A 22026-nucleotide genomic window follows, 5' to 3' on the forward strand; every position below is an offset into this window, starting at 1 on the left:
AGATTTCCCCAGGTGCCGCTAAAATTTTTGCTCGTTCCTCACAAAAATTTCGGCTGCACCTGGGGAAATCTGTGGTAGCCCTTCGGGCGGGCCATACGGTGGGGGAACCGAGGCCCTCCACTTGTAGGTAACACCTACCGCGCGCTCCGCGCGCGAACAGCGCGCTGCGCGCGCAGGCCGCCGCTGCGCGGCGATCACAAGCGCGACTCGATCCCAGGGTCGGAAGTGCCGAGCGCACCCGGAAGAGCGGCGAGTGTGCCGCACTCCTGCCTTGGCGGGCCTTGCCGGACGCTGATGTGCTGTGGCGGGCCTGGCGGCGCTGTGGCGGGCCTGGTGGGGCCGCCGGACTGGTGGGGCTGCCGGACCTGGGAGGGTCGGCAGGGGTGGCAGGGCTGGCAGCGCGAGGCTGGCAAGGCTCGGCAGGCCTGCCGCGTTTGCCGCGTTTGTGCGCGTTCGGCCGCCCGGACTGCCGCCAAGCAGGACCCGGTGAGACGGTGTTCGCGTTGGGCGGAAAAACCGGTGGTGCCTCGGGTTAGCGTGACCGCATGTGGCTTGTGGTCTTCTTCGGAGCGGCCGTGCTCGTGGCGTTGACGCCGGGAGCCAACAACCTGCTCGGCATGCACCACGCCGTCCACCACGGCCCCGTCAAAGCAGCAACAGCGCTGGTCGGACGGCTGCTCGCGTTCAGCCTCATGATCATCGCCGTGATCGCCGGACTCGGCCCCGTCCTCGCCGCCTCCACGACCGCGCTCACCATCATCAAGTGGCTGGGCGTCGCCTATCTGGTCTACCTCGCCGCGCGCATCTTCTTCACACCATCACAGGCCACCTCAGGCCCCGGAAGTGCACCCGAAAGTGCGCCCAGGAAGAGCAATCCGCTGCGCAAGGAGTTCCTGGTCGCGATCTCCAACCCCAAGGCGCTGCTGATCTTCACCGCCTTCGTGCCGCAGTTCGTCGACCCCGCCCGCGGACCAGTGCAGGCGCAGCTCGCCGTTCTGGGCGCGGTCTACCTCGCGGCGGAAGTGCTGGCAGGGACGGGTTACGTCACCGTCGGGGCGATCATCCGCAAGGCCGACCTGTCGGCCCGCGCCCAGCGCCGGCTGGACCAGGGGACCGGCACGCTCCTGCTCGGCATGGCCGGAGTCCTGGCCGGCAGCGCCACGCGCTGAAGCCCCAGCGTCCACCGGGTGGGACAGGTCACAACTTGATCCATTCGGCGGCTTGCGAACGACCGGCGTCCATCCGGTACGAAGTGTGAAGGACAGCTGGCTACGGCTACCCGCTTCGCGGCTGTTAAAGTCGCGGGCTGAACCCGGATGTCCTCCGGGTCGGTCGCGGCTACCCGTCGCGTCCGCCACCACCGCAAGACTGTGCCGGCAACACAGCCGGTACCGCAGGATGCCGACCCAGGCGGGGCGGCAACGCTGATGGAGGTTCGCGTGCTCGGCGCATTCCGCTCGGCTCTCGCGACGCCGGACCTACGCAAGAAGATCCTCTTCACACTGGGGATCGTCGTGGTGTACCGGTTGGGCGCGACCATGCCCGCGCCGGGCGTCTCCTTCAAGAACGTGAAACTCTGCGTCGAGCAGGTCGACCAGCAGGGGATCTACTCGCTGATCAACCTGTTCAGCGGCGGCGCGCTGCTGAACCTGTCGATCTTCGCGCTGGGCATCATGCCCTACATCACCGCGAGCATCATCATCCAGCTGCTGACCGTGGTCATCCCGCGGTTCGAGCAGCTGAAGAAGGAAGGGCAGGCGGGTCAGGGCAAGCTGACCCAGTACACCCGCTACCTGACCATCGCCCTCGCGGTGCTCCAGTCGACCGGCATCATCGCGCTCGCCGTGCGCGGCCAGCTGTTCCAGGGCTGCGAGTACGACGTCATCCCCGACCAGAGCGTCTGGAACCTCGTCGTCATCGTGGTCGCCATGACCGCGGGCACCAGCGTGATCATGTGGCTCGGCGAGATCATCACGGAGAAGGGCATCGGCAACGGCATGTCGTTGCTGATCTTCACCGGCATCGCGGCCCGCATCCCGGTCGAGGGCAAGATCATCCTCGACCGCGGCGGCCTGACCTTCTTCCTGGTCTGCGTCGCGGCCCTGCTGATCATCGCCAGCGTCATCTACGTGGAGCAGGCGCAGCGCCGCATCCCGGTCCAGTACGCGAAGCGCATGATCGGTCGCCGCATGTACGGCGGCACCTCGACCTACCTGCCGCTGAAGGTCAACCAGGCGGGTGTCATCCCGGTCATCTTCGCCTCGTCGCTGCTGTACCTGCCGGACCTGATCTCGCGGCTGACCGCCTCGACCGACGGGTCCGCGCCGGGCTGGTGGGAGACGTTCGTCCAGACCCACCTGGTGAGCCAGTCCAGCCCGGTGCACATCGCGCTGTACTTCCTCCTGATCGTCTTCTTCACCTACTTCTACGTCGGCATCACGTTCAACCCGGACGAGCGTGCGGACGAGATGAAGAAGTTCGGTGGGTTCATCCCGGGTATCCGCCCCGGGCGCCCCACCGCCGAGTACCTCCGCTTCGTCCTGGGGCGGATCACGCTGCCCGGCTCGCTGTACCTGGGCATCGTCGCCATCCTGCCGAACCTGTTCCTCGACCTGACCGGTCAGGGCCAGAACCAGAACTTCCCGTTCGGCGGCACGGCGGTGCTGATCATGGTCGGCGTCGGCCTCGACACGGTGAAGCAGATCGAGAGCCAGCTGATGCAGCGCAACTACGAAGGGTTCCTCCGCTAGTGCGACTCGTTCTCGTCGGCCCGCCCGGAGCGGGCAAGGGCACTCAGGCCGAACTGCTCAAGACCAAGCTCGGCGTGCCGCACATCTCCACCGGGGACCTCTTCCGCGCGCACATCAGCCAGCAGACCGACCTCGGCAAGGAGGTCCAGGAGTACCTGGACTCCGGCGAGCTCGTGCCCGACGCGGTGACCAACGAGATGGTGCGGGAGCGCCTGTCGCAGGAGGACGCCAAGGACGGCTTCCTGCTCGACGGGTTCCCCCGCAACGTCGCCCAGGCGGCCGTGCTCGGCGAGATCCTCGCCGCGGACGGGCACCGGCTGGACGCCGTGCTGGAGTTCCGGATCGACGAGGACGTCGTGGTGGAGCGCCTGCTCGCCCGCGGTCGGGCGGACGACAAGGAAGAGGTCATCCGCCACCGCCAGCAGGTCTACCGCAACGAGACCGCGCCGCTGCTCGACCACTACGCCGCCATCGTCGTCACCATCGACGCCGTGGGCGACGTCGAGGAGATCAGCGAGCGGGCGCTCGCCGCGCTGCGCGCCGCGCGCGGCGACCGGTGACCGGTGGCCTGCTCGATGCGCTGCGCAGGATCGTCCCGGGTGACCGCATGATCGAGATCAAGAGCCGCGGCCAGCTGGAGGCCATGCGGGCCGCCGGCCTGGTCGTGGCGCGCACCCTGGCGCTGCTCACCGAGCACGCCAAGGTCGGCGTGAGCACGGCCGAGCTGGACGAGCTGGCGGAGCAGACCATCCGCGACGCCGGCGCGATCCCCAGCTTCAAGGGCTACCACGGGTTCCCGGCGAGCATCTGCTCGTCGGTGAACGACCAGGTGGTCCACGGCATCCCCAGCAAGACGCAGGTCCTGGCCGAGGGCGACCTCGTCTCCATCGACTGCGGCGCCATCCTCGACGGCTGGCACGGCGACTCGGCCGTGACCGTGCCGGTCGGCACGGTGACCGAGGCGGAGCTGAAGCTGTCCGAGGCGACCCGCGCGTCGATGCTCGCGGGCATCGAGGCCGCCGTCCCGGGCGGTCGGCTGAGCGACATCTCCTTCGCGATCGAGTCGGCCACGCTGCTGGCCGGCGAGCGGGACGGCATCGAGTACGGCATCGTCGAGGGCTACGGCGGCCACGGCATCGGCACGCGGATGCACATGGACCCGTTCCTGCCGAACTACGGCAAGCCGGGCAAGGGTCCGCGGCTCAAGGTCGGCATGGCCATCGCGATCGAGCCGATGCTGACCCTGGGCAGCGAGCGGACCGCGGAGCTGGACGACGGCTGGACCGTGGTCACCACGGACGGCTCGCGCGCCGCGCACTGGGAGCACTCGGTGGCCATCACCGACGACGGCCCCTGGGTGCTGACCGCGCTGGACTGAGCCGAGGGGCCGGCCTCCGGCCCCCGGTTCCATGATCCCACGGACCACCGACAATCCGGGCTGAGGCGCACCCGACCCGGATACGGGGGTTAGCCCCCTTTCTGCCCGGGTCGGCGCCCGCCACGATGGGACCCGTGAGCCACCCCGTGCGGCCCGAGGACATGCGGGCGTCCGATGCCGAGCGTGAAGTCGTCCAGCAGCTGCTCCACCGGGCCCAAGCCGAGGGCAGCCTGGACCTGACCGAGTTCGACCAGCGGGTCCTCGCGGTCTGGCAGGCCAAGACCCGCGGTGAGCTGGCCGCCCTGACCGCCGACCTGCCCCAGGTCCACCCGGCGCCCCCGGTGCCGCACCCGGTGGCCCCGATGAAGCCCAAGAAGGGCGGCGGGCGGACCGCCCTGCGGGTGCTCACCACCATCTGGGCCAGTGTCAGCGCCCTCAACTTCGCCCTCTGGCTGCTGGTGAGCATCCTGGGTGACGAGGGCATCGCGCACCCCTGGTTCCTGTGGGTGGCGCTGCCCTGGGGATCGGTCCTCGGCGTCGTCTGGCTGCTGGTCGGGCGCGAGCCGAAGCGGCCCTAGCACACCCGGCGCACCCCCGATTTGGGCATACCCGCGAACGCGCGTACTATGGACGGGTGGCGCACACGTAGCGCCGGTTCCGCCATGCCTGTGACGCACCTTACCGCTGGCTGGCAGGTTCGCAAGGGCCTGAAGGAGTCGGGGTTCCGCGTGCCCGCACCCAAGTGGAAGCTAACCACCGTCACGAAACGCGGAGGACATGGGCAAGAAGGACGGGGCCATTGAGGTCGAGGGCCGCGTAGTCGAACCGCTCCCCAACGCGATGTTCCGCGTCGAGTTGGAGAACGGGCACAAGGTCCTGGCACACATCAGCGGCAAGATGCGTCAGCACTACATCCGCATCCTCCCTGAGGACCGGGTTGTCGTGGAGCTCTCGCCCTACGACCTGTCCCGCGGGCGCATCGTCTACCGCTACAAGTAGTGACCTCCACGGTGACACCGGGCGACCGGTGCACCGGGGCTACCAGCAGGAGAGCTCAGGCGTGAAGGTCCAGCCGAGCGTCAAGAAGATCTGCGACAAGTGCAAGGTGATCCGCCGCCACGGTCGGGTCATGGTGATCTGCGAGAACCTGCGCCACAAGCAGCGCCAGGGCTGAGCAGAGCCGTCGTCGCAGCGTCCTCACCGACGCAGACAACAGCAAGCCTCCCCGCACCTGCTCCTCGACCAAGCACCACCGAGGAGCACACCCCCGGACTCCAGGCCGGGGCCGGGACACCGACCGCGAGAGCGGTCGGAACTGACAACAGCGAGTCAGTCCCGGGAGCGGACGGGGAGCAGACCTGGAGAGACACGACAGGAGCAACTGCCGCATGGCACGACTCGCTGGCGTCGACCTCCCCCGCGAGAAGCGGATGGAGATCGCGCTCACCTACATCTTCGGCATCGGTCGCACGCGCTCCAAGGAGCTGCTGACCGCCACTGAGATCTCCCCGGACCTGCGGGTCAAGGACCTCAGCGACGACGACCTCGCCAAGTTGCGGGACTACATCGAGAACAACTTCAAGGTCGAGGGTGACCTCCGCCGCGAGGTTCAGGCCGACATCCGCCGCAAGATGGAAATCGGCTGCTACGAGGGGCTGCGCCACCGTCGCAACCTGCCCGTCCGCGGGCAGCGCACCAAGACGAACGCGCGTACTCGTAAGGGTCCGAAGAAGACCGTTGCGGGCAAGAAGAAGGCCGGCAAGAAGTAAGACCTCGCGAACCAAGTAGGAGATCACCCAGATATGCCACCCAAGTCCCGCACGGGCGCCGGGGTCAAGAAGGTCCGGCGCAAGGAAAAGAAGAACGTCTCGCACGGCCAGGCGCACATCAAGAGCACGTTCAACAACACCATCGTGTCCATCACGGACCCGCTGGGCAACGTGATCAGCTGGGCGTCCGCCGGCCACGTGGGCTTCAAGGGCTCGCGGAAGTCGACGCCGTTCGCGGCGCAGATGGCCGCCGAGAACGCCGCCCGCAAGGCCGCCGAGCACGGCATGCGCAAGGTGGACGTGTTCGTGAAGGGTCCCGGCTCCGGCCGCGAGACCGCGATCCGTTCCCTCCAGGCCGCCGGTCTCGAGGTCGGCACCATCCAGGACGTGACCCCGCAGCCCCACAACGGCTGCCGCCCGCCCAAGCGGCGCCGGGTCTGAGGCACGGGGAGGAGTAAGCACACATGGCTCGCTACACCGGACCGGCCACCCGCATCTCGCGCCGGCTCAAGGTCGACCTCGTCGGCGGGGACCAGGCGTTCGAGCGCCGTCCCTACCCGCCCGGCCAGCACGGCCGCGGTCGCATCAAGGAGTCGGAGTACCTGCTCCAGCTCCAGGAGAAGCAGAAGGCCCGCTACACGTACGGCGTGCTGGAGAAGCAGTTCCGCCGCTACTACGAGGAAGCGGTCCGCCGCACCGGCAAGACCGGTGAGAACCTGCTCCAGATCCTGGAGTCCCGTCTGGACAACGTGGTGTACCGCGCGGGCCTCGCGCGCACCCGTCGCCAGGCTCGCCAGCTGGTCAGCCACGGTCACTTCATCGTGAACGGCCAGAAGGTCAACATCCCGAGCTTCCGGGTGTCGAAGTTCGACATCATCGACGTGAAGCCGAAGTCGCTCCCGCTGCTGCCCTTCGAGGCGGCTCGCGCGTCCTTCGGTGACCGCCCGATCCCGGCTTGGCTCCAGGTCGTGCCGTCCAACCTGCGCATCCTGGTCCACCAGCTGCCGGAGCGGGCGCAGATCGACACGCCGGTGACCGAACAGCTCATCGTCGAGCTTTACTCGAAGTGATCCTCTCGGAGGGCGGTCCCTCACCGGTCCGCCCTCCGATCGGGTCCCGCGACGGCACGGAATGGTGTGCCGAACGCGTTTGCCGGTCTCCGCGACTGGCGTTCCCGGCGTCATATGGCGGGCGTCGGGTTGAGAAAGGAAGAACCCAGTGCTGATTTCCCAGCGCCCCTCGCTCAGCGAGGAAGCGGTCAACGAGACCCGCTCCCGGTTCGTCATCGAGCCGCTGGAGCCGGGCTTCGGCTACACCCTCGGCAACAGCATCCGCCGCACCCTGCTGTCCTCCATCCCCGGCGCCGCCGTGACCAGCATCCGCATCGACGGCGTGCTGCACGAGTTCACGACCGTGCCCGGTGTGAAGGAGGACGTCACCGACATCATCCTCAACCTCAAGGAGCTGGTCGTCAGCTCCGAGGAGGACGAGCCGGTGACCATGTACCTGCGCAAGCAGGGGCCGGGCGCGGTGACCGCCGGTGACATCGTGCCCCCGGCCGGTGTGACCGTGCACAACCCCGACCTGCACATCGCCACCCTGAACGGCAAGGGCAAGCTGGAGATCGAGCTCGTCGTCGAGCGCGGTCGCGGCTACGTCCCCGCCGTCCAGAACAAGCAGGCCGGTGCCGAGATCGGCCGCATCCCGGTCGACTCGATCTACTCGCCCGTCATGAAGGTGACCTACAAGGTCGAGGCCACCCGTGTCGAGCAGCGGACCGACTTCGACAAGCTGATCCTCGACGTCGAGACCAAGCCCTCCATCACGCCGCGCGACGCCGTCGCGTCGGCGGGCAAGACCCTGGTGGAGCTGTTCGGTCTGGCGCGTGAGCTGAACGTCGACGCCGAGGGCATCGAGATCGGACCGTCTCCCGCGGAGGCGGACACCATCGCGGCGTTCGCGATGCCGATCGAGGACCTGGACCTCACCGTCCGGTCCTACAACTGCCTCAAGCGCGAGGGCATCCACACGGTGGGCGAGCTGGTCTCGCGCAGCGAGGCGGACCTGCTGGACATCCGCAACTTCGGTGCGAAGTCGATCGACGAGGTCAAGATGAAGCTCGTCGGCCTCGGCCTCGCGCTGAAGGACAGCCCGCCCGGGTTCGACCCGTCGGCCGCCGCGTCCGACTACCCCGCCGAGGGTTGGGGTGCCGCGGACTCGTCCGTGGACAACCACGACGACGGCCACGACTACGCGGAGACCGAGCAGCTCTGAGGCCGCTTAGCGGCCGGGCCGGAGCAGAGGATCAGAAAGAAATCCGAGGAGCAATTCGATGCCCACCCCCACCAAGGGACCCCGTCTCGGGGGCTCGCCGGCCCACGAGCGGCTCATGCTGGCCAACCTGGCCACGTCGCTGTTCACCCACGGTCGGATCACGACCACGGAGGCCAAGGCGAAGCGGCTGCGCCCGTACGCCGAGAAGCTGATCACCAAGGCCAAGGTCGGCGACCTGCACAACCGTCGCGAGATCCTCAAGGTCATCCGCGACAAGGACGTCGTCCACAAGCTGTTCGCGGAGATCGGCCCGCAGTTCGCCGACCGCGCGGGCGGCTACACCCGCATCACCAAGACGCTGCCGCGCAAGGGTGACAACGCCCCGATGGCCGTGATCGAGCTGGTGCCGGAGAAGACGGTCACCTCCGAGGCCGAGCGGGCCCGGAAGACCAAGTTCGCCAAGGACGAGGCCAAGAAGGCCGAGACCCCGGCGACCGAGGTCGAGGAGACCGAGGCCGTCGCCGACCAGGACGCCGACGCGCCCGAGTCGGCCACCAAGGACGCCGCGGAGGAGCCCGCCGAGGGCGCCGACGAGGCCGCTCCGAAGGCTGAGGACAAGAAGGACGAGTCCTGACGGACCCGACCGCCGACGAGCCCGTCGTCCCCTCGCGGGGCGACGGGCTCGTTCGTGTGCGCCTGGACCTGGGCTACGACGGCACGGAGTTCTCGGGGTGGGCGCGCCAGCCGGGTCGGCGGACGGTGTGCGGGGTGCTGGAGGACACGATGTCCACCGTGCTGCGGGAGGACGTGAGCCTCACCGTGGCGGGGCGGACCGACGCCGGCGTGCACGCGACCGGCCAGGTGGCGCACGCCGACCTGCCCGCGGCGGTGGACGTCGACGGGCTGCCGCGGCGGCTGGCGCGGGCGTTGCCGTCCGACGTGCGGGTGTTCTCCGCGCGGGTGGTGCCGGCGGAGTTCGACGCCCGCTTCTCGGCGTTGCGGCGGCACTACGAGTACCGGGTCACGGACGCGCCGTTCGGCGCTTCGCCGCTGCGGCGGCTGGACACGCTGGCCTGGCCGCGTGCGCTGGACGTGGACGCCCTGAACGCCGCTTCCGAGCTGCTGCTGGGTGAGCGGGACTTCTGCGCGTTCTGCAAGCGCCGGGAGGGCGCGACCACGATCCGCGAGTTGCAGCGGCTGGCGTGGGAGCGGGACGGGGACGTGCTGACGGCGTTCGTCTCGGCGGACGCGTTCTGCCACTCGATGGTCCGCAGCCTGGTGGGGGCGCTGCTGGCCGTCGGCGAGGGGCGCAAGCCGGTCTCCTGGCCCGCGTCACTACTGTCCTTGACCGCTCGATCGAGTGAAGTCACGGTCGCGCCGGCGCACGGCTTGTCACTCGTTCGGGTGGACTATCCGGACGATTCCGAGCTGGCCGCGCGGGCGCTGGTCACGCGGAACGTGCGCGTCGCACCGACCAGTTGAGCCACGCCACGCCGCCCATCGGGATCTCGGCGAGGAACGTGAAGACCGCGAACAGGAGCACGCCCGCGACGGCCGGTCCGGCGGGCGTGCCCAGCGCGACGAGCAGCGCGATCGTGCCGTTCTCGCTGACCCCGAACCCGCCGGGCGTGACCACGGCCAGGGTGAGCAGGCGGCTCACCGCGAAGGCCGCGACCAGCGCGCCCAGTGACAGCTCGACGCCGGTGACCGCGAGGCAGCACCACAGCAGCAGGGCCTGGAGGGCCAGGTAGACCACCATGCCGGTGGTCATCTTCGCCCAGTTCCTGCGGATGACGTGCGCGTTCTGCCGGCGCAGCCGCACCACGAACCGGCGGGCGCGGCCCCTGAGCACGCCGCTGAGCCAGCGCAGCCGGGCCAGGGCGGCGACCGCGACCACCAGGACCGCCGCCGTGGTCAGCGTGGCGGCCAGGACCGTCCGCCCCAGCACGGCCGCACCCTGGATGGCCAGCGCGACCAGCGGCAGGGCGACCCGGCCGAGGGTGTTCCACAGGCCGCTGACGATGGTGGACGTGGTGATCGCGCGGGCCGTGTGGCCCCAGCTCGACGCCATGACGGCGGTGACCGCGACCCCCGCCGCGCCGCCGAACGGGAGCAGGTTGCTGACCGCGCTGCCCGCCGCGTTGAGGCTGAACGCCTGGGTGTTGCGCAGGCCGGGCAGCGAGCCGGTCAGGACGTAGGTGTAGGCCCACAGGCCCGCCAGCCACAGCACGGTCAGGCCCAGGAGGGCGGCGGTGCTCACGGCGGCCAGGTGGCCGGTGATGGTGGCCCAGTCGACCCCGCCGATCGCCGGGACGAGGGCGACCACCAGCCACACCGCGAGGGCCAGGGACGCGAGCGAGGCGAGCAGGTTGAGGTGCACCCTCACCGAGCGCGCAAACGTTTGCGCTCGATGTACCACTCCGTGCCCATGACCAGCCGGAACAGCGGCGGCGGCAGGCTCAGCAGGGCGCTCACCGTGCGGGTCTGGTCGCCCCCGGTGGTCTGCGTGGCGTGCGCCGCCAACGCCGCCCGCTTGCACCCCGCGTACCGGCGGACGTCCACCGCGTGGGTGATCTCCGCGCGGGGCGTGTAGGCGGTCCGGAACGGGGTCAGGTCGAACCGCCGCGCGACCCGGGCCAGCCGGAGGGCGCGCAGCAACAGGGTCCGGTCGACCGTCGCCTCCCACACCCTCAGTGTGCCCGCCAGTTCGGCGGCCAGCGCGCCGACGCGGTGGACCTGCACGTGGTCGGGGTGCCCGTAGCCGCCGACCGGGTCGTAGGTGGTGAGCAGGTCGGCGCGCTCCTCGTGCAGGATCTCGGCCAGCCGCCCGGCGGCCTCCGGCACGTCCACCTGCGCGAACCCCTCCGCGCCGTCCAAGCCCGAGTCCGCGTAGCCGAGGAACTCGACGCGGGCGCACCCGAGCAGCCGCGCCGACCGGTGCGCCTCCCTGGTGCGGACGGCCCCCAGGTCGTCGGTGCGCGCGGCCAGCCCCCGCTCACCGGCCGTCGCCACGACCAGCACCACCCGGTGCCCCTCGGCGGCCAGGCGCGCCATCGTGCCCCCCGTCAGGAGGGCTTCGTCGTCCGGGTGGGCGTGGAAGAACACGCAGGTTCGGCTCACAAGGTGTAAGAGTGTCAGTTGCTCCGATCAGCGGCTTGACGGGAGTCCCTGTGTCGATCATCCACGTCAGCGACTGCTTCCTGCCCCGCCTGGGCGGCATCGAGGTCCAGGTGGCCGGTCTCGCCGACGCCCAGCGCCGCGCGGGCGCCGACGTCCACGTGATCACCGCGACCCGCCACGCCACCCGGCCGCCGGGCTGCACGGTCCACCCGGTCGCGATGCCGTTCGGCCCGCCGATCCACCTGCGCGCCGGCCACCACCTGGACCGGTTGCTGGCCTCCTCGGACGCGGACGTCGTGTACGCGCACGTCGGCGCCATCTCGCCGTTCGCGTGGTCGGGCATCCGGTCGGCGCTGAAGCTCGGCCTGCCCACGGTCGCCGTCGTGCACAGCATGTGGGACCCGTCCGTGCGCTGGTGTTACCGGGCGCTGGACCGGATCGACGGCTGGTCCCGCTCGCCCCTCGTGCTGGCAGCCGTGTCCTCGGCGGCGGCGGCCCTGGTGGGTGCGGCGCTGCCCGTGGACGTCTTCGTGGTGCCCAACGGCGTCACGCCTTCGGCTTGGCGAGGCATCCCCGTGCAACGCTCCGACGACGCCGTGCACGTCGTGTCCGTGGGCCGCTTGGCGTCCCGCAAGCAGCCGCTGCACCTGCTGTCCGTGCTGCGGGAGGTGTCTGCGGCGGTCGGGGGCGGCTTGCGCGCGACCCTCGCCGGCGACGGCCCTCAGATGGGCGCGGCACGCCGGTACGTGCGGCGGCACGGGATGGACTGGGTGAGCCTGCCGGGGCGGCTGGACCGGGCGGCGGTGTCGCGGCTGTTGGCGTCGGCCGACGTGTTCGTGAACCCGACCGTGTCGGAGGCCTTCGGCCTGGCCACCCTGGAGGCCCGGACGGCGGGCGTGCCCGTGGTCGCGCGCCCCGGGACGGGCGTGGCCGACTTCGTGCGCGACGGCGTGGAGGGCCTGCTCTCGGACGACCTGACCTCAGCCCTGGTCCGCCTGGCCGCGGACCGGACCCTGCGCCACCACATCGCCACCCACAACCGCTCCACCGACCCGCCCTGCACGTGGCCACGGGTGCTGGAGGCACTGGAGGCGTGCCGCGAACGCGCCGTGTGCGGCGGGGGCGTGCGGCGGGGTGCTTAGGGGAGGTGCTCAGCGGATGAGGTCGGCGAGGTCGAGGGCGATCGGGACGGGGGCGGCGGTGATGGTGTGCGGGCCTTCGGTTTCGAGGATGTTCTCGGCCTTGTACAGCCCGTTCTCCAGCCGGTGCGCGATGAGGCGCAGTGGCTTGGGCTGGTCGACGGTCCAGAAGAACGGCACACCGGCCAGCGCGTAACTCGCTTCTTTGGCCTCCCGCTCGGCAGGTGTGTCGCTCGACGCCCACACCTCCGCCGCCACCCACACCGCCTCGGCCGGGAACGTGTCGTCGAAGGGCTTGCGGTTCAGGATCACCACGTCGGGGATCAGCGCGGTGCGCGTCGCCGTCGAGATCCGCACCCCGACGCCGTGGACGACGGACAGGTCGGTGCGCCCCGAGGTGCGGATCGCCTCGTCGATGCGCATGGCGAGGTTGCCGGTGACGAACTGGTGGCCACCATCGGGTGGCGGGGTGCGGAGCAGGTGGCCGTTGAGCAGTTCGATGCTTGACCCGTCCGGAGCGGGATCCAGCTCCAGCCAGTCCTCGATCGTGAGCGGACCTGTGATCACAAGACCAGCATGCGCGGCCCAGCCAAACGGGTGATCACGCGATCGCCGCGTCGCCCTGGCCGATGCCCGGCGTCTCCACGACCACCACAGCACGCAGCAGAACGGCCCCCGCCGGCGGAAGGTGGCGGGGGCCGTTCGTTGTGCTGCCTGGAACCGGCCGACCTACAGGTCGAGGGTCCAGGTGTCGATGTAGCCCGTGTCCTGCGAGTACGCGTCGCGGACGCGGAGCTGCCAGTTGCCGTTGGCCGTCTCGGTGGACAGGTTCACCGTGTAGGTGGCGTCCACGTTGTCCGTGCCGTCCGAGCCGCTGGTGACCTTGAGCTGCTTGACCGCGCCGCTCGGCGTGATCAGGTCGATCGCCAGGTCGCCCCGGTAGGTGTGCTTGATGTGCACCTCGACCGTGGCCGCGGAGCCGGCCGCGCCGGCGCAGTCGGTGATCGCGATGGTGCTGGTGGCGGTGCCCAGGTCGGGCACGTTCACGTCCGTCGCGTTGGTCTTCGGGGCGCAGCCGGTGGGCGGCGGGGTGGTGCTGCCGACCAGGCGGAGGAGCTTGTTCGGGGAGCCGGTGCCCGCGTTGGTGACGGCGCCGCTGGTCGCGCCGTTCACCAGGGCGTCGCGGACCTGCTGCGGCGTCGCGGCGGGGTTGGCGCTCAGGTACACGGCCGCCGCGCCGACGACGTGCGGGGTCGCCATCGAGGTGCCGCTGATGGTGTTGGTGGCCGCGTCACCGGTGTGCCAGGCCGACGTGATGGACGAGCCCGGCGCGAAGATGTCCAGGCAGGTGCCGATGTTCGAGAACGACGACCGCGCGTCGGTGTTGGTCGACGACCCGACCGTGATGCCCTCCGCCGTGCGGGCCGGGGAGGTGTTGCACGCGTTCGCGCCGCTGTCGTTGCCCGCCGCGAGGCCGTAGGTCACGCCCGCCGCGATGGAGTTGCGCACCGCCTGGTCGACGGTGGCGTCCGCGCCGCCGCCCAGCGACATGTTCGCCACGGCCGGCTTGGCCGCGTTCTGGGTCACCCAGTCGATGCCCGCGATGACGCCCGCGTACGTGCCGGAGCCGGAGCAGTTCAGCACCCGCACGCCGACCAGCTTGGCCTTCTTGGCCACGCCGTACTTGGTGCCGCCGACGGTGCCCGCGACGTGGGTGCCGTGACCGTTGCAGTCGGTGGCGTCGTTGTCGTTGTCGACGGTGTCGCGGCCGGACACCGCGCGCCCGGCGAAGTCGCTGTGCGAGAACCGGATGCCCGTGTCGATGATGTAGGCGGTGACGCCCTCACCCTCGTTCGGGTACGTGTAGGAGTTGTTCAGGGGCAGGGCGGCCTGGTCGATGCGGTCCAGGCCCCACGAGGGGGTCGGCGTCTGCGTGCCGGAGATCTTCACCTCGGCGTCCTGCTTGACGTACTCGACGCTCGGGTCCGCCGCGAGCCGCCGGGCCTGCGCCTCGGTCATGGTGGCGGCGAAGCCGCGCAGGGCGGCGCTGTAGGTGTGCTTCACGTTGGCCTGGTACTTGCCGCTCAACGTGCCGACGCTGCTCGTGCTCACGTCCTTGAGCACCACGATGTAGCTGTCCTTGACCGCGCCCGGGGCGTCGAGGCCGAGGATCTCGCCCTCGGCGGCGCCGGCGGTGAACGTCGTCAGCGCGGCGGTGACGGCGAACGCGGTGCCGGTGGCGAGCCCGACGCCGGTCACCCGCCTCGTCCAGGACGCGCGAGAGTCTCGCATCGCAGGGGTCTCCTCTTTCGCAGGGTGTGCGCCCGGCCGGTGCGCCGAAGCGCAGCCGGTCGGACACGGTGAGTCAGTTCCTAGTTCGCCCCGCGGTGGGAAAGCAAGAATTCGTCGCGAATACGAGCCTGATGGCCTCTCCACAGTATTGACCGTGGTTGTGAATGAAATGCTGCGGAGAGTGACTGGACCGAACAACAAAAATGTGCCCCGGACCGTGTGGTCCGGGGCACGGGAATGCAGGTCAGGCGTCAGTCGCCGCGCCGGACCGCACCCAGGATCTGCTGCTCACCGGGCGTGGTGACCAGCCGCAACGGCCGCCACAGGTTCTGCCCGAGCGCGATCACCTGGTCGTCCTTCAACGTGGTCAGCTGGTGCGCCATCTGCGGCGGCAGCCGCCAGATCTGCGCCGCCAACTGCGCCTGGCCGACCGGCAGCCGCTGGAGCAGCACGAGGTCCGCGGAATTCGCCGTTCCCGACGCCTGCGGGTGCAGGTACGGCAGGACGTACATCGTGGTCTGCCACGGCGAGCGCGGCGGGAACAGTTCCTGCGGCACGTGCCCGCCGTCGTGCACGACCAGCAGCGGCGCGTCCTCCGACGGCCGCGGCAGTTCCACCGGCGAGAGCCTGCGCAGCTGCACGGTCGGCGCGGGACGCCCGTCCGGGCCGGTGCCCGCCGCCCGCACCACCGGCTGCCACGCCTGCGGCCGGCCGGTCGCCACGGTGATCCACGCGCCGGTCGCCATCGCCCGCAGCGCGATCTGGCGCGCGAGGTACAGGCCGCCGACCACGACCATGCGGGTCGGGGCGGACCGCAGCACCGAGATGGTCAGCGGCTCGCCCTTCAGGCCCGAGCCCAGCACCATGCCGCCGCGGTCGCCCGACGGGCTGACCACGTCCAGCAGTTGCGGCGCGACCAGGAACTCCGGCGCGACACCGCGGCCGGCGCCCCGGTTGTCCAGCAGGCGGCTGTTGCTCACGCGACACCTCCGAGCGGCAATGTGGCGGCCAGGCCCGCGACCTGGAGCCCGTTCAACGGGGTCAGCGTGATGTCCAGCTTGTCCGCCAACGCCTTGAGCCGGTCGTCGGCGCGGTCCAGTTCGGACGGTGTGCGCGCGGACACCCGCACCAAGCCGCGCAGACCGACCTGGCCCTGCTCGCTGCTCGGCGAGATCGTCATGGACAGCGTCGAGGACAGCGCCCGGACGCCGGTCAGCGCGTTCAGGTTGTTGCGCATGCCCTTCGCGGGCCAGCCGGTGATCGCGTAGGACGCGTGGCCGACGCCGCCCGCGGTGACGCCGCCCCACTTCTCCCGCAGCGACACCGCGTTGTTCGTGCCCGCCACCGAGGTCAGCTCGGCGGCCGAGATGCCGGCGCGGATCAGCTCGTCGGGGTCCAGCGGCCGGATCGCCACGCCCGCGGACTCCAGCGCGTTGCGGACGCGGGACAGCGCGCCGATCAGCGCCCGGTGCGCGCCCACGACGCCGCCGCCGCGCTCCCGGATCGCCGCCTGGCAGCGCTTCGGGTCCAGCCGCACCGCGATCCACGTGGTGCGCCGGGCCGCGGCGGGCAGCGGGCCGAGGACCTCCATGTAGGAGTTGAGCGCCGGCGAGTTCGCGGGCAGCGCCGCGGAACCGGGGTAGCAGTGCCAGATCACCGAGATCGCGTCGAGCACCACGCCGCGGTCCTCCAGGCACGGCGCGAGCGCGCCCAGCGGCAGCGCCGGCGCGGTGCCCACGGCGTTGATCAGGCCGGGCGCCGGGTCGACCAGCAGCACCGCCGTCCACGCGCCCTGGTGCCACGCCAGGCCCAGCGGCCGGCGCTCGTGGTCGGTGCCCTTGGCCACCACCAAGTCCGGCACGGCCAGCCGCAGCAGCGCCACGCGCGGGTCGTCCGAGCCGATCACGGAGGCCTCTTCCTCCGACGGCGGCTTCATCTCCACCGGGCCGGCGCGCTTGGCGCTGCGGCTGTGCGAGCGGAGGTTGTAGCGCACGACCAGGCCGATCCACTGGGTCAGCCAGCGGCCACGGGACCGGGCGAACGCCAGGACCAGCGCGACGAGGACGATGCCGCCCGCCGTGTAGAGCAGGGCGGGCGCGACCTCGTCACCGGTGGCGCCGATGGCGATGAGGATCAGGCCGACGGCGACGCCGACTTCGAGGACAACCAGGTTGGCGACCGGCAGTGCGCCGAGGCTGGCCCCGGTCGCGCGCCGACGTGCCCGGAGCAGGGCGGCGCGCACGCCGCCGCCCTGAGCCTGCGGAGGACCGCCGGGGCCACCAGGGCCGCCGGGGCCGCCCTGCGGGCGGGCCGTGGCAGGGTTCGGTTGACCCGGATGTGGGGTGGTCACGGACATCCGATCTGGTTCTCTTTCCCGTCGGCGTTCGGCGGGTGGACCGACCGGGTCTGACCAACCCGCACACGCGCCACCCGCCGTCCGGCTATCGTGCAGACCGTACCGCGACTGGGAGAGCAGCGAGCCGAGAATGGCATCAACACCCACCACCAAGTCACAGGTCCAGGCCTACCGCTTCGTGCTGCGCAGGATGCAGTCCGCCCTGGTGCGCAGAGACGCGGTGATGCTGCACGACCCGATGCGCACGCACTCGCGTGCCACCGCTGTGGGTGTGATCCTCGGCGTCATCGGCTTGATCGGTTTCCTGGTGTTCGGCTTCTTCTCGCCGGACCCCAAGCTCGACGACGAGACGCAGATCGCGATCTCCAAGGAGACCGGCCAGGTCTACGTCGTCCGGCAGGGCAACCCCAGGCAGCTGATCCCGATGACCAACCTGGCCTCCGCGCGGCTGCTGGTGCTCAACCAGTCGAACCCGGACAAGGCGCAGCAGGTCGGCGGCGGTGACGCCCAGGCGGGCCAGGTGAACGCGGCGCCGCAGGTCGCGGGCGGCGAGCCGAAGCTGGTCAGCGAGAAGACCCTGGCCAAGCTGCCCAAGGGCCGGCTCACCGGTATCCCGGACGGCCCGGACGTGCTGCCCACCAAGCCCGAGGAGCGGATCGGCGCGGAGTGGTCGGTGTGCGACACGCTCGACCTCGACGACACGCTGAACAACCCGACCGCCAAGGGCCGGTTCGAGACCACGGTGCTGGCCGGCATGAGCGGCGGGCAGCTGCTGGAGGGCAACAAGGCGCTGCTGGTCAAGGCGGGCACCGACGACAAGCAGGCCTACCTGATCTACAAGGCCCCGGTGAACTCGAAGATCACCTCGACGTCGACCGTGCGGGCCAAGGTGGACCTGACCAAGAGCGAGGTCCAGATCGCGCTCAAGCTCACCGGCAAGACCGCGCGCGCGATCAGCTCCGGCCTGCTCAACGCGATCCCCGAGGCCAAGCCGCTGGAAGCGCCGAAGATCACCGGCAAGGGCGAGCCGGTGACCTACCTGGAGGGCGTGCCGGGCCTGAAGGTCGGCAACGTGATCGAGGTCAAGCGCACCGGTGGCGACTCGGTCTTCTACGTGGCCCTCAAGGACGGCTTGCAGGAGATCAGCCGGGCCGCCGGCGACATGATCCGCGCGAACCAGTCCCAGCCGGAGCCGAAGCTGGTCGACATCGCGAAGATCGACACCAAGGAGCCGTCGGAGAAGCTGGACTTCCTCGACTACCCGACCGAGGTGCCCGAGGTGCTGGAGCCCAACCAGAACAACCGGGTGGTGTGCCTGGGCTGGCGGGCGGAGAACGTCAACGCGGACAACCGGTCCCAGCACACGCAGGTGACCATCGCGCCGTCGCTGCCGGTGTCCTCCGACGTGGTCGCGGTGAACATCAACCAGGTCGGCGCGACCGGCGAGGTCGTGAGCAAGTTCATGATGGCCCCGGGCAAGTCGGCGGTGGTCCGCTCGTCGACGTCCACCCAGGACTTCAAGAGCGGCCCGATCCACCTGATCACCGGCCGCGGCGTGAAGTACGGCATCCCGGACACCGTGGTCTCCGGCGCACTCGGCCTGGGCGACCAGTTCGTTCCTGGTCCAGAGTCGATCTTGAGGTTGCTCCCGAACGGCCCGCAGTTGAACCGCAACGACGCCATCCGCAGCTGGGACTCCATCCCGGTGCCGAAGGACCTCGGACTGTTGCCAGAGGAAGCGGCGAAGAAGGCTTCTGGAGGCTGACTGTGTTGAATTGCGCCGCCTCCGGCGTCGCGGGCGAGGCCGCCTGGGAGTCGGCTCATCGCGCCGCGTTTCCCACCGATCGGAAGAGCTGATCGGCGGGAAACGCGGCGCGACAAGCCGACGCGGCCTCGCCGTTCGGCGGAACCCGGGGGCGTCCGGGACCGTCACACCTGACGCTTAAGGAGGTGTCCGGGTGTACGAGTCACGACGCCCCCCGGCTTCGGGATCGGGCAGGGTCAGCGTCGACGCGCGGTGGGTGGAGTTGTACGCGCAGCGCGTCGAGGAGGCGGCCGACGAGCTGTCCAAGGCGCGTGAGCAGCTCAGAGCCGCGCCGGTGCGCCCGCACAGCTTCGGCGAGCTGGGCAGGACGCTGCGCACCTCCGAGGCCTACGCCCGCGCGGCCGGGATGCTCAACCAGCAGCTCGACCGGGCGTGCGAGGTGCTGGCGTCCGCGTCCAAGAACCTGCACGCCGTGGCCGAGCACTACGGCGGCCAGGAGGACGAGGCCGTCGCCCTGATCAAGAAGGCCGAGCGCCGCCTGGAGGGCTCGTGATGCGCAAGGACGGCCGTCAGCTGGTCGCCGAGGTGGGCGCGGAGCTGGACTACCTGTCGGGCATCAGCCGCCGGCTCGGGCTCCAGGACCTGGTCGCGGACTACTTCGAGCCCGTCGTCGGGTCGTGGAACGACCTGCACGAGGAGGCCGAGCGCTGGCGCAAGGCCGGACTGGTCGCCGAGTACGTGACCCGCGACCTGACCAAGCCGCTGGGCAAGCTGGACTCCGCCTGGCAGGGCCGGGACGCCGAGTCGTTCGTGGCGCACATGCAGACCGTGGGACTGGCCGGGCACGACATGTCCGACGCCATGCACGCGATGGGCGACGCGCTGGACCAGACCGCCGAGGGCATCCGGGGCATCGTCGAGGACATGGCCCGCGTGTACGCGGAGGCCGCCGACACGGTGTCCGGCGCGGCGGCCCTGCCGCTGGACGGCGACCGCCGGGTGGTCGAGGTGCTCGACGAGCTGCGGGACCCGGCGAAGGAGCTCTACGAGTCGGTCCGGGACATCCTGGAGGCCTTCCTGCGGCTGTGCGACGGCGTGTCCGGGGAGTCGGACTTCGCCGACGTGAAGATGGAGCACAAGTACCCCGAGAAGGACTGGACGTTCACCGAGCCGAAGAAGCCGGCTTCCGCGACCCCACCGCCCGGCACGCCCGAGCCGCTCAAGACCGCCGGTGTCGGCGGCGCCGCTGTGGGCGGCGGCGGTGGTGTGGGTGGTGGCGGTGTCGGCGGCGGTGGTGGTGTGCCCGGTGGCGGCGGAGTTCCCGGCGGTGGTGGTGTGCCGGGTGGGTCGCCGGCGGAACGCCTGGGCTCCGGGGGCTACACGACCGTCCAGGAACCGAGGCCGGCCGAGGGCGGCACCGCTCCGGCTGCGGCTGCGGCGTCCGGCGGTGGGCGCGGACCGGCGGCCGGTGGCGCCGGCATGGGCATGATGGGCGGCGGCATGATGGGCGCGATGGGCGGCGGCGGCCAGCAGGGCGGAGACAAGGAGCACAAGTCGAAGTTCCGGATCACCGGCACCACCGAAGAGCTGCTGGGCAAGCCCAAGAAGACCGCGCCCCAGGTGCTCGGCGAGGACGACTGACGGCCGCTCGACCAAAGCTGGACCCGCCCGACCAAAGCTGACACCCGCTCGAGCAAGCGAAAGGGCCGCCCCCGGTTGCCGGGAGCGGCCCTTTCGCGTGATCGCCTAGAGCACTGAGCGTTTGACCGGCACCGCTGCTCGCTTGGCCCGGTTGCGGTTCACCGTGTGCACGATGAACAAGGTCAGCAGGAGCAGGCCCACGCCGCCGCCCGTGCCGGACAGCGCCACGATGAGCGGCGTCGGGTCGGGCGGGTTGAGCGGGTCCAGGTTGGTCATCACCTGCGAGGGCTCGGCGGGCTTGAAGTCCTTGCGCTCCGACGGCAGCTCCGCCGTAAGCGCGGCCACCGGGTTGACCATGCCGGCGCCGACCTTGTTGTCCCGGCCGCCCGGGTTGCCCGGGTGCTGCGCGGTGGCCTTGATGCGCTCCATCACGGCCTTGGCGCTCAGGTTCGGGAAGCGCTGCCGGACCAGGGCCACCACGCCCGCCACGTACGGCGCGGCGAAGCTGGTGCCCTGGATGCGGGTCGGGCCGGAGGGACCCTCGTTGGAGTTGGTCAGGCCCTGGCCCTTCGGGTCGAGCGTGACGATGTCCTCGCCCGGCGCGGCGACGCTGACCCACGGACCCCACACCGAGAACGACGACACGGCGCCCGACGAGCCGATGGACGCCACCGACAGGACGTTGTCGGCGTACCACGGCGGCGAGGCGATGATGTTGACGTTGCTCGGGTCCTCGTTGTCGTTCTGGAGCGCGCAGCCGTCCTTCTGGGTGAAGTTGCCGGCCGCGGTGACGATGACCACGTTCTTCTCGTTGACCGCCCAGTCGATCGCGGCCTGGAGTTCCTTCTCCTGGTCGCTCTGCGGGTGGGGCTGCTCGCACGAGGTCAGCGAGATGTTGATGACGCTCGCGCCCTCGGTCGCCGCCGCGACGATGGCCTTCGCCAGGGTGCCGACCTTGCCCGCCGAGTCGCGGTTCTGGCTCTTGTCGGTCGGGTGCTCGAACTTGAAGTTGCTGCTGGTGTGCCGGTAGGCGAGGATCTCCGCCTCCGGCGCGGCGCCCACGAAACCGGTCGTCTCGTCCCGGCTCGCCGCCGCGACGCCCGCCACCTCGGTGCCGTGGCCGTCGCAGTCGTCGATGCCCTTCTTCTCGGTCTCGACGTAGTCGCCGCCCGGGATGACCCGGCCCTTCAGGCGCGGGTGCTCGTTGACGCCGGTGTCGATGATGGCGATCTTGATGCCCGCGCCGGTGGCGAACCGGTGCGCCTCCTCCAGCCGCAGCTGCATCTGGCCCCACGGCTTGTTCGGGATCGTCTTGTTCCCGGTGTTGGAGACGATGCAGAGGTTCTTCGGCGTGTAGTTGACGTCTTCCGCGGGCTCTTCGAACTTGGGCGTGCGGCTGCGGTCCACGGGCGGCGGCACCGAGTTGGGCCGGTCCGGGGCCGCGGTCGTCGTCGGCTGCTGCGCGTACGCGCCGGGGGTGGTGACCAGGGTCAGCGCCACGGCCACCGCTGCGGCGGACTTCCGTGTCGTGTTCCGCATGGC

General features: G+C 70.6%; 24 protein-coding genes. 17 read left to right on the plus strand and 7 right to left on the minus strand.

Translation table 11 applies throughout. The features are described 5' to 3' along the window. Window positions 1-545 precede the first annotated feature (545 nt). The 13 genes from WBN91_RS14025 (at window position 546) to truA (ending at window position 9653) form a co-directional block, all read left to right on the plus strand. The gene (locus tag WBN91_RS14025) at window positions 546-1169 is read left to right on the plus strand and encodes a LysE family translocator (RefSeq protein ID WP_337728400.1); all 624 of its coding nucleotides are present in this window, start codon (window positions 546-548) and stop codon (window positions 1167-1169) included. A 270-nt stretch (window positions 1170-1439) separates the two neighbouring features. Beyond that, window positions 1440-2750 carry a preprotein translocase subunit SecY gene (gene secY, locus WBN91_RS14030; RefSeq protein ID WP_337728401.1) on the plus strand — a complete coding sequence of 437 codons (1311 nt, stop codon included), beginning with the start codon at window positions 1440-1442 and terminating at the stop codon, window positions 2748-2750. Beyond that, window positions 2750-3310 carry an adenylate kinase gene (locus WBN91_RS14035; RefSeq protein ID WP_337728402.1) on the plus strand — a complete coding sequence of 187 codons (561 nt, stop codon included), beginning with the start codon at window positions 2750-2752 and terminating at the stop codon, window positions 3308-3310. Before secY ends, WBN91_RS14035 begins: the two co-directional genes overlap by 1 nt. A 47-nt stretch (window positions 3311-3357) precedes the next feature. Beyond that, window positions 3358-4128, plus strand: a complete 771-nt coding sequence (gene map, locus WBN91_RS14040) for a type I methionyl aminopeptidase (RefSeq protein WP_337728403.1) — start codon at window positions 3358-3360, stop codon at window positions 4126-4128. 134 nt (window positions 4129-4262) lie between these two features. Next, window positions 4263-4706 carry a DUF1707 SHOCT-like domain-containing protein gene (locus WBN91_RS14045; RefSeq protein ID WP_337728404.1) on the plus strand — a complete coding sequence of 148 codons (444 nt, stop codon included), beginning with the start codon at window positions 4263-4265 and terminating at the stop codon, window positions 4704-4706. Between the two features lie 199 nt (window positions 4707-4905). Next, window positions 4906-5127, plus strand: coding sequence for a translation initiation factor IF-1 (gene infA, locus WBN91_RS14050; protein WP_005166804.1), 222 nt, complete (start codon window positions 4906-4908; stop codon window positions 5125-5127). A 61-nt stretch (window positions 5128-5188) separates the two neighbouring features. Then, window positions 5189-5302: a 50S ribosomal protein L36 gene (rpmJ, locus tag WBN91_RS14055; RefSeq protein ID WP_010148647.1), complete on the plus strand. Its 114-nt coding sequence runs from the start codon at window positions 5189-5191 to the stop codon at window positions 5300-5302. A 214-nt stretch (window positions 5303-5516) separates the two neighbouring features. Continuing rightward, window positions 5517-5897, plus strand: a complete 381-nt coding sequence (rpsM, locus tag WBN91_RS14060; protein WP_121224935.1) for a 30S ribosomal protein S13 — start codon at window positions 5517-5519, stop codon at window positions 5895-5897. Between the two features lie 33 nt (window positions 5898-5930). Then, complete coding sequence (gene rpsK / locus WBN91_RS14065; protein ID WP_015105236.1) at window positions 5931-6338, plus strand: 30S ribosomal protein S11; 408 nt, start codon at window positions 5931-5933, stop codon at window positions 6336-6338. Window positions 6339-6361: 23 nt separating this feature from the next. After that, window positions 6362-6967 (plus strand): 30S ribosomal protein S4, encoded by a 606-nt coding sequence (gene rpsD, locus WBN91_RS14070; RefSeq protein ID WP_337728405.1) that lies wholly within the window; start codon window positions 6362-6364, stop codon window positions 6965-6967. Between the two features lie 148 nt (window positions 6968-7115). After that, window positions 7116-8171, plus strand: a complete 1056-nt coding sequence (locus tag WBN91_RS14075) for a DNA-directed RNA polymerase subunit alpha (protein ID WP_337728406.1) — start codon at window positions 7116-7118, stop codon at window positions 8169-8171. Window positions 8172-8229: 58 nt separating this feature from the next. Continuing rightward, window positions 8230-8805 carry a 50S ribosomal protein L17 gene (rplQ, locus tag WBN91_RS14080; protein WP_337728407.1) on the plus strand — a complete coding sequence of 192 codons (576 nt, stop codon included), beginning with the start codon at window positions 8230-8232 and terminating at the stop codon, window positions 8803-8805. A gap of 56 nt (window positions 8806-8861) precedes the next feature. Beyond that, entirely contained in the window at window positions 8862-9653 is a 792-nt protein-coding gene (gene truA / locus WBN91_RS14085; RefSeq protein WP_337728408.1) for a tRNA pseudouridine(38-40) synthase TruA, read from the plus strand. On the opposite strand, the gene WBN91_RS14090 is transcribed toward truA, so the two are convergent. Together WBN91_RS14090 and WBN91_RS14095 are read right to left on the minus strand one after the other, a co-directional pair. Beyond that, complete coding sequence (locus tag WBN91_RS14090) at window positions 9619-10557, minus strand: lysylphosphatidylglycerol synthase transmembrane domain-containing protein (protein ID WP_337728409.1); 939 nt, start codon at window positions 10555-10557, stop codon at window positions 9619-9621. The two genes, truA and WBN91_RS14090, sit on opposite strands and share 35 nt — an antisense overlap. Then, a complete protein-coding gene (locus WBN91_RS14095; protein WP_337728410.1) occupies window positions 10554-11291 on the minus strand; it encodes a PIG-L deacetylase family protein in 738 nt (245 codons plus the stop codon). The genes WBN91_RS14090 and WBN91_RS14095 overlap by 4 nt, the downstream gene beginning before the upstream one ends. Before the next feature lie 35 nt (window positions 11292-11326). Here WBN91_RS14095 and WBN91_RS14100 point away from each other — a divergent pair, with 35 nt between their 5' ends. Continuing rightward, window positions 11327-12433 carry a glycosyltransferase family 4 protein gene (locus tag WBN91_RS14100; RefSeq protein WP_337728411.1) on the plus strand — a complete coding sequence of 369 codons (1107 nt, stop codon included), beginning with the start codon at window positions 11327-11329 and terminating at the stop codon, window positions 12431-12433. A gap of 9 nt (window positions 12434-12442) precedes the next feature. On the opposite strand, the gene WBN91_RS14105 is transcribed toward WBN91_RS14100, so the two are convergent. The 4 genes from WBN91_RS14105 to eccE form a co-directional block, all read right to left on the minus strand. Beyond that, window positions 12443-12997, minus strand: a complete 555-nt coding sequence (locus WBN91_RS14105; RefSeq protein WP_337728412.1) for a Uma2 family endonuclease — start codon at window positions 12995-12997, stop codon at window positions 12443-12445. A 162-nt stretch (window positions 12998-13159) separates the two neighbouring features. Continuing rightward, a complete protein-coding gene (locus WBN91_RS14110; RefSeq protein WP_337728413.1) occupies window positions 13160-14722 on the minus strand; it encodes a S8 family peptidase in 1563 nt (520 codons plus the stop codon). Between the two features lie 251 nt (window positions 14723-14973). Then, window positions 14974-15702 (minus strand): hypothetical protein, encoded by a 729-nt coding sequence (locus tag WBN91_RS14115; protein ID WP_337728414.1) that lies wholly within the window; start codon window positions 15700-15702, stop codon window positions 14974-14976. Then, complete coding sequence (eccE, locus tag WBN91_RS14120; protein ID WP_337728415.1) at window positions 15699-17078, minus strand: type VII secretion protein EccE; 1380 nt, start codon at window positions 17076-17078, stop codon at window positions 15699-15701. The genes WBN91_RS14115 and eccE overlap by 4 nt, the downstream gene beginning before the upstream one ends. 130 nt (window positions 17079-17208) lie before the next feature. Here eccE and eccB point away from each other — a divergent pair, with 130 nt between their 5' ends. The 3 genes from eccB (at window position 17209) to WBN91_RS14135 (ending at window position 20484) form a co-directional block, all read left to right on the plus strand. After that, window positions 17209-18843 carry a type VII secretion protein EccB gene (gene eccB, locus WBN91_RS14125; protein ID WP_337728416.1) on the plus strand — a complete coding sequence of 545 codons (1635 nt, stop codon included), beginning with the start codon at window positions 17209-17211 and terminating at the stop codon, window positions 18841-18843. 193 nt (window positions 18844-19036) lie between these two features. Beyond that, a complete protein-coding gene (locus WBN91_RS14130) occupies window positions 19037-19396 on the plus strand; it encodes a hypothetical protein (protein WP_337727348.1) in 360 nt (119 codons plus the stop codon). Further along, a complete protein-coding gene (locus WBN91_RS14135; RefSeq protein ID WP_337727350.1) occupies window positions 19396-20484 on the plus strand; it encodes a WXG100 family type VII secretion target in 1089 nt (362 codons plus the stop codon). The genes WBN91_RS14130 and WBN91_RS14135 overlap by 1 nt, the downstream gene beginning before the upstream one ends. Before the next feature lie 105 nt (window positions 20485-20589). On the opposite strand, the gene mycP is transcribed toward WBN91_RS14135, so the two are convergent. After that, window positions 20590-22023: a type VII secretion-associated serine protease mycosin gene (gene mycP / locus WBN91_RS14140; RefSeq protein WP_337727347.1), complete on the minus strand. Its 1434-nt coding sequence runs from the start codon at window positions 22021-22023 to the stop codon at window positions 20590-20592. Window positions 22024-22026: the final 3 nt, after the last annotated feature.

The organism is Saccharothrix sp. CCNWYY140, from assembly GCF_037401995.1.
GTDB lineage: Bacteria > Actinomycetota > Actinomycetes > Mycobacteriales > Pseudonocardiaceae > Actinosynnema.

Excerpts from the sequence above, each read along its gene's own strand:
- WBN91_RS14110 (WP_337728413.1), bottom strand. The coding sequence starts at position 14,722 with ATGCGAGACTCTCGCGCGTCCTGGACGAGGCGGGTGACCGGCGTCGGG.
- rpsM (WP_121224935.1), top strand. The coding sequence starts at position 5,517 with ATGGCACGACTCGCTGGCGTCGACCTCCCCCGCGAGAAGCGGATGGAG.
- map (WP_337728403.1), top strand. The coding sequence starts at position 3,358 with ATGATCGAGATCAAGAGCCGCGGCCAGCTGGAGGCCATGCGGGCCGCC.
- mycP (WP_337727347.1), bottom strand. The coding sequence starts at position 22,023 with ATGCGGAACACGACACGGAAGTCCGCCGCAGCGGTGGCCGTGGCGCTG.
- rplQ (WP_337728407.1), top strand. The coding sequence starts at position 8,230 with ATGCCCACCCCCACCAAGGGACCCCGTCTCGGGGGCTCGCCGGCCCAC.
- infA (WP_005166804.1), top strand. The coding sequence starts at position 4,906 with ATGGGCAAGAAGGACGGGGCCATTGAGGTCGAGGGCCGCGTAGTCGAA.
- eccB (WP_337728416.1), top strand. The coding sequence starts at position 17,209 with ATGGCATCAACACCCACCACCAAGTCACAGGTCCAGGCCTACCGCTTC.
- WBN91_RS14135 (WP_337727350.1), top strand. The coding sequence starts at position 19,396 with ATGCGCAAGGACGGCCGTCAGCTGGTCGCCGAGGTGGGCGCGGAGCTG.
- eccE (WP_337728415.1), bottom strand. The coding sequence starts at position 17,078 with ATGTCCGTGACCACCCCACATCCGGGTCAACCGAACCCTGCCACGGCC.
- rpsD (WP_337728405.1), top strand. The coding sequence starts at position 6,362 with ATGGCTCGCTACACCGGACCGGCCACCCGCATCTCGCGCCGGCTCAAG.
- WBN91_RS14025 (WP_337728400.1), top strand. The coding sequence starts at position 546 with ATGTGGCTTGTGGTCTTCTTCGGAGCGGCCGTGCTCGTGGCGTTGACG.
- rpsK (WP_015105236.1), top strand. The coding sequence starts at position 5,931 with ATGCCACCCAAGTCCCGCACGGGCGCCGGGGTCAAGAAGGTCCGGCGC.